General features: G+C 74.7%; 9 protein-coding genes. 6 read left to right on the top strand and 3 right to left on the bottom strand.

The window, feature by feature from the left end; genetic code table 11:
* Positions 1 to 294 (bottom strand): hypothetical protein (locus ACFQ11_RS34885; protein ID WP_378306687.1); only part of this gene is annotated, 294 nt, incomplete at its 3' end.
* Positions 295 to 1233: 939 nt separating this feature from the next.
* On the opposite strand from ACFQ11_RS34885, the gene ACFQ11_RS34880 reads away from it, so the two are divergent.
* The 3 genes from ACFQ11_RS34880 to ACFQ11_RS34870 all read left to right on the top strand — a co-directional run bounded on the left by ACFQ11_RS34880 (position 1234) and on the right by ACFQ11_RS34870 (position 3113).
* Positions 1234 to 1356, top strand: a complete 123-nt coding sequence (locus ACFQ11_RS34880; RefSeq protein ID WP_378306685.1) for a hypothetical protein — start codon at positions 1234 to 1236, stop codon at positions 1354 to 1356.
* A 63-nt stretch (positions 1357 to 1419) separates the two neighbouring features.
* Positions 1420 to 2508 (top strand): winged helix DNA-binding domain-containing protein, encoded by a 1089-nt coding sequence (locus ACFQ11_RS34875; protein WP_378306683.1) that lies wholly within the window; start codon positions 1420 to 1422, stop codon positions 2506 to 2508.
* Positions 2509 to 2576: 68 nt separating this feature from the next.
* On the top strand, positions 2577 to 3113 hold the full coding sequence (locus tag ACFQ11_RS34870; RefSeq protein ID WP_378306681.1) for a hypothetical protein: 537 nt from the start codon (positions 2577 to 2579) through the stop codon (positions 3111 to 3113).
* 4 nt (positions 3114 to 3117) lie between these two features.
* Here the strand turns inward: ACFQ11_RS34870 and ACFQ11_RS34865 are convergent, their stop codons facing one another.
* Both ACFQ11_RS34865 and lysX read right to left on the bottom strand, forming a co-directional pair.
* On the bottom strand, positions 3118 to 3636 hold the full coding sequence (locus ACFQ11_RS34865; protein WP_378306679.1) for a GNAT family N-acetyltransferase: 519 nt from the start codon (positions 3634 to 3636) through the stop codon (positions 3118 to 3120).
* Positions 3637 to 3665: 29 nt separating this feature from the next.
* Complete coding sequence (lysX, locus tag ACFQ11_RS34860) at positions 3666 to 6914, bottom strand: bifunctional lysylphosphatidylglycerol synthetase/lysine--tRNA ligase LysX (protein ID WP_378306689.1); 3249 nt, start codon at positions 6912 to 6914, stop codon at positions 3666 to 3668.
* Between the two features lie 290 nt (positions 6915 to 7204).
* On the opposite strand from lysX, the gene ACFQ11_RS34855 reads away from it, so the two are divergent.
* The 3 genes from ACFQ11_RS34855 to ACFQ11_RS34845 all read left to right on the top strand — a co-directional run.
* On the top strand, positions 7205 to 9004 hold the full coding sequence (locus tag ACFQ11_RS34855) for a serine/threonine-protein kinase (RefSeq protein ID WP_378306677.1): 1800 nt from the start codon (positions 7205 to 7207) through the stop codon (positions 9002 to 9004).
* 3 nt (positions 9005 to 9007) lie between these two features.
* Positions 9008 to 10795: a serine/threonine-protein kinase gene (locus ACFQ11_RS34850; RefSeq protein ID WP_378306675.1), complete on the top strand. Its 1788-nt coding sequence runs from the start codon at positions 9008 to 9010 to the stop codon at positions 10793 to 10795.
* 63 nt (positions 10796 to 10858) lie between these two features.
* On the top strand, positions 10859 to 11757 hold an 899-nt coding region (locus ACFQ11_RS34845), incomplete at its 3' end, for a serine/threonine-protein kinase (RefSeq protein WP_378306673.1).

Below are 11757 nucleotides of genomic sequence, written 5' to 3'. Positions count from 1 at the left end.
GCGGGCGGCCGCGCCGCCTCCGCCCGCGCCGACCTCGCGGCGGCCAGCGCCCGCACCGCCGCCCGCGCGCGCCTGCACGCCGCCGCGTCCGCCCCGCTGGACGTCGTCCCCGCGTGGATCCTGCCGCTGTGGCGGATCCCCGAGACCCTGCCGCCGCACCCCGACGCGTTCGACGCGGTCATCGTGGACGGCGAACACGGCGCGGGCGCCGAAGCCCTGTTCGTCCTGTGGCTCGCCCCCCGCACGATCCTCGTCGGCGAGGCCGCCCGCGAACTCCCGCCCCCCGACTCCCACCCGCCCCCCAGCGACGGACTCGGCGACCTCGCGGACGTCGTGACCCCGACGAGCCCCCTCTTCACGATCCTCACCGGCGACGCCCCACCCCCGGCAGAGGAACCCCCACCGACCGCCCGCACGGACTCGGAGTCCTCTGGCGGGACGGCCGCCCGGGAGGCCGCACCTTCACGTGAGGGCGACGCCCCCCGCGAGGACGCAGGGCCGCCGCCCGCACCGCCCGAACGTCCTGCGGCACCCGACGAGCCCCCTGCGGGGACGGCCCGGCGTGGGAGCGCTTCACGGCACGTGGACGCCGGATCGGACAGCCGGTTCGCGCCCGAGGAGGCGCCTTCGCGCCCTGGCCCGAGGCCCGAAGAGGGCGTCAGGCCGGGCGGGGAGGTCGAACCGAGCGGGGAGGTCGAACCGAGCGGCGAAGTCGGTTCGCGCGGGGAGTTCGGGCCGCGCCGCCAGGCCGGTCCGCGCGGGGAGGGCGCACCGCGCGAGGTCGGTCCGCGCGAGGTCGGTCCGCGCGAGGTCGGTCCGCGCGAGGCCGGTCCGCGTGGTGAGCTCGGTCCGCGTGGTGAGGCCGGGCCGGATGGTGAGGTCGGGCCGCATGGTGATGTCGGGCCGGGTGGGGAGTTCGGGCCGCGCCGCGTGGCCGGTCCGCGCAGTGAGGTGGGTCCGCGCGGAGAGTTTAGGTCCCGCCGCGAGGCTGGTCCGCGCCGCCAGGCCGGTCCGCGCGGGGAGACCGGGCCGGGTGGTGAGGGCAGGTTGCGCGGGGAGGTTGAATCCAGTGCGGGCCTCGGTGCGGAGGGTCGGCAGGGGGCGGGTGCCGGGGGGCGTGGGGCGCCTGAGGGGAGTGGGGGGCCTCGGGTTCGGCGGGGGCGGTCGATCGCGACGTACAAGCGGCCGGAGCTGCTCGAGATCATCCGGCATGTCGCGGGGCGGGAGCCGGACTTGAGCGACGACGAGCTCATCGAGCTGGTCGCGCGGTTGCTGGGGTGTCCGGAGGACGAGGCGTTGCTCGTCGGGGCGCGGCTGCGGTACGCGGTGGAAGCGTTCCGGGAGGAGTCGGTCTAGTGGAATGGAGCCTTCCGTTCGGATAGAGTGGAACGGAATACTTCATTCTGTGGAGGTCACGGCATGCCGCGCACCCTTGACCGGCGGGTCCTCAACCGGACGGCGCTGCATCGGCAGCTTCTCCTCGAGCGGTCCGGCATGCCGGCGGCGGAAGCGGTCGGACGGCTCGTGGCCGTGCAGGCGCAGGAGCCGAACGCCCCGTACATCGGGCTCTGGAACCGGCTCGCCCGGTTCCACCAGGACGACCTCACCGGCCTGCTGCACGAGCGCGCGGTCGTCCGGACCTCGCTGCTGCGGGGCACGCAGCACATGGCGACGACGCCGGACTTCCGCTGGCTGAAGCCGCTGCTGCAGCCGATCGCCCTGCGCGCGTGGCGGGCGGGGTTCGGGCGCGCCGCCGCGGGGTGGGACCTGGAGGAGCTGGCCGCGGAGGCGCGCGGGGCGCTCGCGGGGCGCACGCTCACCCGTCCGGAGCTGGCGCGGGCGCTCGCAGAGCGGTGGCCCGACCGGGACCCGGCCGCGCTCCGCTGGTCGCTGCAGGCCCTCGTACCCGTGGTGCACCCGCCGCCGAGCGGGACGTGGAACACCTTCGGTGCCACGCGGTTCGCGCTCCCCGAGGACTGGACGGGCGACACGCTGCGGGAACGGGGGACGGACGAGCTCGTCACGCGCTACCTCGCGGCGTTCGGCCCCGCGTCCGCGCGGGACTTCGCGGTCTGGTCGGGCCTCCGGCGCAAGGACGTCGACTTCGATCGGCTCCGGCCGGACCTGCGGGTGTACCGGGACGAGAACGGCGTCGAGCTGTTCGACGTCCCGGAGGGCGAGCTCGTCGAGGACGCCGCGGCGCCCGTCCGGTTCCTGCCGGAGTTCGACAACCTGGTGCTCGCGTACGCGGACCGCACGAGGATGATGACGGACGAGCGGCGGAAGGTCGTCTGCGTCGGTTCGGAGACGAAACCGACCCTGCTGGTCGACGGTCGCGTCCACGCGGTGTGGAGCTTGAAGAGCGACAAGAAGGCCGAGCGCGCGACCTTGACGATCGGGACGTTCGAGCCGCTGCCCGCAGGCCCGGCGGTCGAGGAGGAGGCGGCGCGGCTGCTCGCCTTCGCGGCTCCCGGGTTCGCGCACGAGATCCGTGTGGTGCCCGCGTGAAAGCGCCGGGAAGCGTGATTTCCGGGATTCCGTCCGGCGCGTCGTAGCCGGAATGTAGAAATGTCCGTGTGATCGGGTGGGATGAGGACGCGCTGGCGGTGCTGCGCGCGGCGGTGGCGCGGGGCGACGGCGCCGCGGGCGCCGCGGTGCTCGCCGGGCGCCCGCTCGCGCCCGTCCTGCAGTACGCGGGGGACGCGCTGGTCGCGGCGCTCGCGCAGGACGTGCCCGGTGCGGACGAGCGGGCCCGTGCGTGCCTCGCCGAGCTGGGGGCGCGCGGCGGGCCCGGGGACGCCGAGCTGGCCGCCGCGCTCGCGGCCGCGCTCGACGGCGAGCCCCCGTCTCTCGAACCGCTCCCGGTCGATCTCGGGGCCGTCGCGGCGGCGCTCGACGCCGATGCCGCAGACGGGCCCTGGCTGCTCGACCTCGAACGCGGCGACGTCCTGCCCGCGGGCGAGGCCGTCCCCGGCGCGGAGTGCGGCGGCGACGGGGGCCGCTGGGCGCCCGTCCCGCCGGTGGGGGCGCCGGGGAACGAGGACGCGCGGCGCGGCGCCGCCCGCCGGTGGCTCGCCGAGCAGGGGCGCCGGCCGGTGCCGCGCACGCTCTAGGGCGTCACACCGGCGGGTCGGTGCGGAGCAGGCTGTAGGTCACGCCGTCGCGCCAGGCGCCCTCGCGGAAGACGCAGCCGCGCATGACGCCCTCGCGGGTGAAACCGGCCTTCTCGAGCGCCTTCTGCTCGGCGATGTTGGCGGTCTCGGTGTCGGCGTCGATCCGGTGGACCGGGGTGTGCGCGAACAGGTAGCGCGCGAGGAGCCGGTGCGCCTCGGTGCCGTGGCCCTTGCCGCGCGCCTCCGGCAGCAGGGCGATCCCCATGTTCCAGCAGTGCGACGTCGGCGAGGTCGTCTTGCGGCGCCACGACACGAACCCGAGCCGGTCGGTGCCGCGGACCACCATCAGGCTGCCGCCGTCGGGGCCGATCAGCCGGTTCTCCTCCCAGCCGCGCCGGTACCGGCCCGGTTCGAACCAGCCGAACCAGGCGTGCTCGCCGACCGTGTCCGGGTCCTGGGTGACGGCCTCCAGGATCGGCAGGTCCTCCTCTTCCACGGGCCGCAGCGCCAAACGATCACTCATGTCCGCATCATGCACCTTCGCGCCGGGGTTCACGAGCCCGGACGGACGAGCGGGAACGGGATCGTCTCGCGGATCGTGCGGCCGGTGAGGGTGATCAGCAGCCGGTCGATGCCCATGCCCATGCCGCCGGCCGGGGGCATCGCGTACTCGAGGGCCCGCAGGAAGTCCTCGTCCAGCTCCATCGCCTCGGGGTCGCCGCCGGCGGCCTGGAGGGACTGCTCGGTGAGCCGCCGCCGCTGCAGGATCGGGTCGATCAGCTCCGAGTAGGCGGTGCCGAGTTCGAGGCCGAACACGATGAGGTCCCACTTCTCCGCCAGCCGCGGGTCGTCGCGGTGCGGGCGGGTGAGCGGGGACGTCTCGGCGGGGTAGTCGCGGACGAACGTGGGCGCCCCGAGCCGTTCCTCGACCAGCGCCTCGAACAGTTCCTGGACGATCTTGCCCTGCCCCCACTCGGGGTCGAAGCTCAGCCCGTGCCGTTCGGCGTACCCGAGGACGGTCTCGCGCGGCGTGTCGGGGGTGACCTCCTCGCCGAGGGCCTCGGAGACGGATCCGTAGACGGTGATCTCCCGCCAGGGTTCGGCGAGGTCGTGCTCGACGCCGTCGCGGACGACGATCGTGGTGCCGAGCGCGGCGGTGGCGGCGTCCACGACGAGGGAGCGGGTGAGCTCGGCCATCGTGTCGTAGTCGCCGTAGGGCTCGTACGCCTCCAGCATCGTGAACTCGGGGTTGTGCCGGTTCGACACGCCCTCGTTGCGGAAGTTGCGGTTCAGTTCGTACACGCGGCCGACGCCGCCGACGAGCAGGCGCTTGAGGTACAGCTCGGGCGCGATCCGCAGGTAGAGCTGCATGTTGTAGGCGTTGATGCGGGTGGTGAAGGGGCGGGCGGTGGCGCCGCCGTGCACCGGCTGGAGCATCGGCGTCTCGACCTCCAGGTAGCCGCGGTCGCGCAGGCCGTCGCGGACGGCCGCGATCGCGTCGCCGCGCATCCGCAGCATCTTCCTGGCCTCGTCGTTGACGATGAAGTCGACGTACCGCTGCCGGACGCGCGCCTCCGGGTCGGACAGGCCGGAGCGCTTGTTCGGCAGGGGGCGCAGGCACTTGGCGGTCAGCGTCCAGCCGGCGGCCAGCACCGACAGTTCGCCGCGCCGGGACGTGACGACCTCGCCGCGCACCCCGACCTGGTCGCCGAGGTCGATGAGCGATTTCCAGCGGCCGAGCGAGCCGGCGCCGAGCGCGTCCTCGGTCAGCATGACCTGCAGGTCGCCGGTCTCGTCCCGCAGCGTGACGAAGATGAGCCGGCCGTGCTCGCGGGCCAGCACGACACGCCCGGCGATCGCGACGTCCGCGCCGGTGCGCTCGTCCGGGGGGAGGTCCGGGAAGCGGGCGCGGACGTCGGCGACGACGTCGGTGCGGTCGAAGCCCAGCGCGTACGGGTCCATGCCCGCCTCGCGGATCTGGTCGAGCTTGGCGTGCCGGACCCGTTCCTGTTCCGACAGGCGCCGCTGCGGCGCGCGCGCGGCCTCGGCCTCCTCCTCGATCTTGCGGACGGCCTCGACGAGGTCGAGGGTCGGCACCATCGCCGCCGCACGGTCGAGCTTGGGCCGGTTCAGGCTCGGCAGGAAGCCCTCGGCGCGCGCGTACGCGAGCCCGAGGCGGATCAGGTCGCGGCTCTGCAGGTAGCAGATGAACCGGGGACGCCAGTGCGGCATGTACTTGGCGTTCGACAGGTACAGCGATTCGAGCTGCCAGAACCGGGACGCCACCGACAGCAGCCGGTAGTAGCCGCGCGCGACCGGGCCCGCGCCGATCTGCGAGCCGCGCTCGAACGCCGACCGGAGCATCGCGAAGTTCAGCGAGAGCTGCTGCGCGCCGACCAGCGCGGCCTTCTCCGCGAGCTTGGCGACCATGAACTCGTTGAGGCCGTTCTCGGCGGCCCGGTCGCGGCGCATCAGGTCGAGCGACAGGCCGGTGCGGCCCCACGGGACGAAGCTGAGCAGGCCGCGCAGCCTCCCGTCCGCGTCGAACGCCTCCACCATCACGCAGCGTCCGTCGGTGGGGTCGCCGAGCCGGCCGAGCGCCATCGAGAACCCGCGCTCGGTCTCCTCGCCGCGCCAGTCGTCGGCGCGGCGGGCGAGCCGGGCCATCTCCCAGCCGGGGATCTGCGCGTGCCGCCGGATCCGGACCGTGTACCCGGCCCGCTCGACCCGCCGCACCGCCTGCCGGACCTGCCGCATCTCGCGTCCGTCCAGGCTGAAGTCGGTGAGGTCGATGATCGCCTCGTCGCCGAGTTCGAGGGCGTCGAAGCCGTGCCGCCGGTAGATGTGCGCGGCGCGCTCGCCGACGCTGACCGCGCCGGGGATCCAGGCGTGCGCGCGGCACTCCTCCAGCCACGCGTCGATCGCCTGGTCCCACGACTCGGGGTCGCCGAGCGGGTCGCCGCTGGCGAGGGAGACCGAGCCCTCCACCCGGTAGGCGATGGCCGCCTTGCCGTTCGGTGCGACGATGACGTCCTTGTCGCGGCGCAGGGCGAAGTAGCCGAGGGAGTCCTGCTCGCCGTACTCGGCGAGCAGCGCGCGCGCCGACAGCTCTTCCTGGGGGCTGAGGACGGGGTCGCGGCGTCCCGGCTTGAACAGCGCCCAGAACGTCGCGAGCATGAGGCCGGTGCCGAGCACCCACAGGATGACGTCGACCCAGAACGCGACCGAGATGTCGATCGGGCCGCCGGTGACCCGGGGGCCGAGGACGGTCTGCGAGATGGCGTAGACGGGGTGCGTCCAGAACCCGCCGTCGTCGTCGCGGTCGGTCGCGGTGACCAGGCAGGTGCCGATCCCGCAGGTCACGACCAGGAGGGTGGCGAAGACGAGCGCGGCGAGCCGCCGGTTGGCACGGTCCGGCAGTGTGGTGAACTCGCCGCGCGCCGCGACCAGCAGGGCGATCGCCGCGAGGTACAGGACGGCCGCGACGGCCACGCCCGGCGGGACGTCCAGGCCGGGGTCGAACAGCTTCGCCAGGAACGCGGTGACGTGCAGGGCCGCGGGCAGGCACAGCACCAGCAGCAGGATCCGCCAGGCCGCCTTCTTGCGCCGCCGCACGCCCATCGACAGCAGGATCCAGAGGAGGCCGATGGGCACGCTGGGGAACCAGCCGAGATAGCCGATCCAGCGCAAGGCCCAGATGTCGGCCAGCTCGAGGATGAGACCATAGGAGATCCAGGCGAGCAGTGACAGGATCCCGGAGAGTCGGGTGTACCAGAAGAAGATCGTCGGCGCGGCCTGCACGAGGCGGCGCCACTCCCCGGACGGCCAGCTCCCGGCCGTCCGGGGCCCGGCGGCTCCCGGGGTCCCGTCCTGGGCGGGCGCGTCCGGGCGCGCGCCGGCGCGTTCGCCCGGCGGCTCGGCCGGGAGTTCTTCCTGCTCCGGTCTCGTCCGCGGTGACACCTCAGTCACCCTCCCCGGTCCTGCTCATCCGTGGGCGAACCCGGGCGCCGCCTCGGGCGTCGTACGGGTGGGGGGATGTGGCTTGCAAGCTTGGTCCAAGATTGTCAGCAAAAGTGGATATGGTCGCGGATATGCCAAATGAGCCCAACGGCGAGCGGTTGCTCGCCCGCCGCTACCGACTGGTGACCCAGGTCGGCCGAGGCGGCATGGGGACGGTCTGGCAGGCACACGATGAGGTCCTCGGTCGTGATGTCGCGGTGAAGGAGGTCATCCTCCCGCATGGTCTCACCGATGAGGAACGCGCCGTCCACCACAAGCGCACGTTCCGTGAGGCTCGCACCGCCGCGCGCCTCGGCCACCCCGGCGTCGTCACCGTCTACGACGTCGTCGAGGAGGACGGGCGCCCCTGGATCATCATGGAGCTCATCCGGTCGCGCTCCCTCGACCAGGTGATCAAGCAGGACGGGCCGCTCGACCCGCTGCGCGCCGCCGAGATCGGCCGGCAGATGCTCGCCGCCCTGCACGCCGCGCACCAGGCCGGCGTCCTGCACCGCGACGTCAAGCCGAGCAACGTGCTCATCACCGGCACCGGACGGACCGGCGAACGGGCCGTCCTCACCGACTTCGGCATCGCCATCGCCGCCGGTGACGCCACCCTCACGCAGACCGGCCTGGTCATGGGCTCGCCCGCCTACATCGCCCCCGAGCGCGCGCGGGGCCGCAAGGCCGGGCCCGCGTCCGACCTGTGGTCGCTGGGCGTCGCCCTCTACGCGATGGTGCACGGCAGGTCGCCGTTCGAGCGCAGCGAGCCGATGGCCGCGCTCGTCGCCGTCATCTCCGAGGAGCCCGACCCGCCGGAGAAGGGCGGCCCGCTCGTCCCGATCATCGAGGGCCTGCTGCGCAAGAACCCCGACCAGCGGATGGACGCGATCGAGGCCGGGGCGCTGCTGGACGAGCTCGTCCGCCAGGAGACCATCGACACCCAGCACACCATGGCCGTCGAGTCGGCGGCCGCGGGCGCCGCCGAACCCGCCTCCCCCGACGCCACCCGCATCGCCCCGCCGCTCCCGCCGTCCGGACCGGACGGCGCCCCCGGCGGGCCGAACGACACCGCCCGCGACCCGTGGCGCGCCGAGCCCGCCGCGCAGGGCACCGCGCAGGGCGTCGGCGGCGCCCCGACGAGACTGGCCGGCATACCCGGCCTCCCGCGCCTGCCCGGCAACCAGGCGCCCGGCGGGCCGGGCGGGCCGGGTCCCGGCAGCCGCAACCTGGTCGTCGTCGCCGTCATCGTGCTGATCGTCGTCCTGGTCATCACCGGGATCGCCCTCGCGTCCGGCGACGACGAGAAGCCCGCCCGCAACGAGAGCGCGAACACCGGCGCGAACGCCTCGGCCGGGACGTCCGCGCCCGCGACCACCGAACCCTCCCCGACCGAACCGACGCAGGAGGAGACCCCGAGCACGTCCGTCCCGGCCGGGTTCCGCCTGTACGAGGACGGCACCGGCTACAAGGTCGCGATCCCCGACGACTGGAGCGGCCCCGAATCGAAGAAGTCCAGCGACTTCTTCTACTCGCCCGACCGCAAGGCGTACATCCAGATCGACCAGACCGACGATCCCGGCGACAGCGCCATCGACGACTGGCGGCGGCAGGAGCGGGGCGGCCTCGGCTGGCCCGGCTACGACCAGATCAAGATCGCCCCGACCGGCGACCAGCCGCCCGTCCCCGACACCGGCGACGGCGACGACTCCGCCGACTGGGAGTTCACCTACGACGGCAAGGGCGGCACCCGCATGCACGTCCTCAACCGCGGGTTCGTCGCGAACGACCACGGCTACGCCATCCTCCTGAGCGCCCCGCACGACGGCTGGGACGGCCTGTTCGACGAGCTGCAGCCGGTGTACCGGTCGTTCACCCCGGCGGAGGACTGATACGTGGCGGGACGCTTGCTGGCCGGGCGGTACCGGCTGCTCTCGGTCGTCGGGCGCGGCGGCATGGGCACCGTCTGGCGGGCCGTCGACGAGACCCTCGACCGGGAGGTCGCCGTCAAGGAGGTCGTCCTGCCGCACGGCCTCGCCGACGACGAGCGCGAGAACCGGCACCGCCGGACGCTGCGGGAGGCGCGGGCGTCCGCGCGGCTCGGCCACCCCGGCGTCGTCACCGTCCACGACGTCGTCGACGAGGACGGCCGGCCGTGGATCGTCATGGAACTCGTCCGGGGACGGTCCCTGCAGGACATCATCGACGCGGACGGGCCGCTCGACCCCGGCCGCGCCGCCGCGATCGGCCGGCAGGTGGTCGGCGCGCTGCGCGCCGCGCACGCCATCGGGATCCTGCACCGCGACGTCAAGCCCGCGAACGTCCTCGTCACCGCCGACGACCGGGCCGTCCTCACCGACTTCGGCATCGCGCAGGTCGCCGGGGACGCCACCCTCACCGGCACCGGCATGGTCATGGGGTCGCCCGCCTACATGTCGCCCGAGCGCGTCAAGGGCGACGCCGCCCTGCCCGCCTCCGACCTGTGGGCGCTCGGCGCCACCCTCTACGCCGCGTGCGAGGGAAAGGCCCCGCACCACCGCAGCGACGCCATGGCCGTCCTCGCGGCCGTGATGACGCAGGACGCGCCGCCGCCGCGCAACGCGGGCCCGCTCGCGCCCGTCCTCGTCGGGCTCCTCGAACGCGACCCGGCCGTCCGGACGAACGCGCAGCAGGCCGAGGAGGCGCTCGCCGCGATCGCGGACGGGCGCGCCGCGTCCCTCGCCGCGGCCGCCGCCGGCGGGACGGCGCTCGACGGGACGGCGCTCGATGGGACGGCCGTGGACCGGACCACCGTGGACCGGACGGCGGCCGGGCACGCCGCCGGCGGGACGGCCGCGGACGCGGGGGCGCCGATCCCCGGGCCCATCCCCGTCCCGGACCCGCCCGGCCGCACCGGAACGATCCGGCTCCCCGCCGACCCGGACGCGCGCCCCCATCCGCACGTCGCGGGGACGGCGCGGCAGCAGGCCGGGAACGGCACCGGCGGCGGCCAGGCCGGGAACGGCCGCGGCGGGCGGGCCCGCACACCGCTGATCTTCGCGGCCGCCCTCGCCGCGGCGGCCGTCGCCGCCGCGGGCGCGTTCTTCCTGTGGCCGGCACGTCCGGCGCCGGGGCCGAAACCGGCCAGGCACGATCGCAGGCGCCGCATCCGGACGGCGCGTCCGGCGCCTCCGGCGCGCCGCAGGCGCCCGGGGCCGGACAGCCGGACGGGCCGTCGAGCGGGCCGTCGGGCGGGCCGTCGTCGCAGGTCACCGGTCCCGCGAACACGCCCGCCCCGCCCGTCCTCCCGCCGAACTTCAAGCGCGCCGAGGGCCCCGGCTACACGATCGGCGTCCCGCGGACCTGGGTACGCAAGCAGCACAGCCGCGGCGTCGTGTGGACCGACCCCGCGTCCGGCGGATACGTCCAGGTGGACCCCACGCCCTGGCACGGCGACCCCTACCGGCACTGGGAGGTCTGGGAGCAGCAGGCCCAGGCCGACGGCAACCTGCGCGCCTACGAGCGGGTTTCCCTCGTCCGCAGCCGGGTCGCCGGGTACCCCGCCGCCGACATCGAGTTCACCTGGATCCGCGCCGGGGAGACGACCCGGGCCCGCGACCGCGGAGTCGTCGTCGACGGCCGGTCGTATGCGATCGTTGTCGCGCTTCCGGCCACCCGGTGGAACGAGAACACGACTCTCGTGAACAATGTCCTCGACACGTTCCGTCCCACGGGGGTGGGGTGAACGACGGGGGGACCTTGACGACATGGCACAGGGACGGCTGCTCGGCAACCGCTACCGGCTCGACTCGGTGGTCGGGCGCGGCGGCATGGGCACCGTCTGGCGCGCCCACGACACCATGCTCGACCGCGAGGTGGCGGTCAAGGAGGTCGAGCTCCCGCCGGGCCTGACCGAGTCCGAGCACGCCGTCCTGTACGAGCGGACGCTGCGCGAGGCGCGGGCGTCCGCGCGGCTCAACCATCCCGGCGTCGTCACCGTCCACGACGTCGTGGAGGAGGCCGGGCGCCCCTGGATCGTGATGGAGCTCGTCACCGCGCCCTCCCTGCAGGACATGCTGGAACGCGGCCCGGTCGGCCACCGCCGCATCGCCGAGATCGGCCTGCAGATGCTCGGGGCGCTGCGGCACGCCCACGAGAAGGGCATCCTGCACCGCGACGTGAAACCCAGCAACGTGCTGATCACCGCCGCCGGACGCGTCGTCCTCACCGACTTCGGCATCGCGCAGATGGAGGGCGACTCGACCCTCACGCAGACCGGCCTCGTCATGGGGTCGCCCGCCTACATCCCGCCCGAGCGGGCGGCGGGGGAGCGGGCCGTGCCCGCCTCCGACCTGTGGGGGCTCGGCGCCACGATCTACGCCGCCGTCGAGGGCCGCTCCCCCTACGAGCGGCCGGACGCGATGGCGTCCCTCCAGGCCGCGCTGGCCGAGCCCGTCCCGCCCGCGCGCAACGCCGGACCGCTCGCGCGCGTCCTGGAGGGGCTGCTGGCGCGCGAACCCCGCGCCCGGATGACCGCCGCGCAGGCGCAACCGCTGCTGACCCAGGTCGCGACGATGCCGGAGCCCCGGCCGCCCGCCCCGCGCCCCGCGCCCCGCCCGTCGCCGTCGCCGCGTCCCGTGCCGCCGCGGCCGTCGCAGGGCGGGCC

This window comes from Actinomadura sediminis, from assembly GCF_042675525.1.
In the GTDB taxonomy this organism is placed as follows: Bacteria; Actinomycetota; Actinomycetes; order Streptosporangiales; family Streptosporangiaceae; genus Spirillospora; species Spirillospora sediminis.
The sequence above is the reverse complement of the archived record's forward strand: the minus strand, read 5'-3'. Positions and strand labels throughout refer to the sequence as shown.

Bases quoted from the DNA above. Each gene is read 5' to 3' on its own strand.
- ACFQ11_RS34865 (WP_378306679.1), bottom strand. From the start codon at position 3,636: ATGAGTGATCGTTTGGCGCTGCGGCCCGTGGAAGAGGAGGACCTGCCG.
- ACFQ11_RS34855 (WP_378306677.1), top strand. From the start codon at position 7,205: ATGCCAAATGAGCCCAACGGCGAGCGGTTGCTCGCCCGCCGCTACCGA.
- ACFQ11_RS34875 (WP_378306683.1), top strand. From the start codon at position 1,420: ATGCCGCGCACCCTTGACCGGCGGGTCCTCAACCGGACGGCGCTGCAT.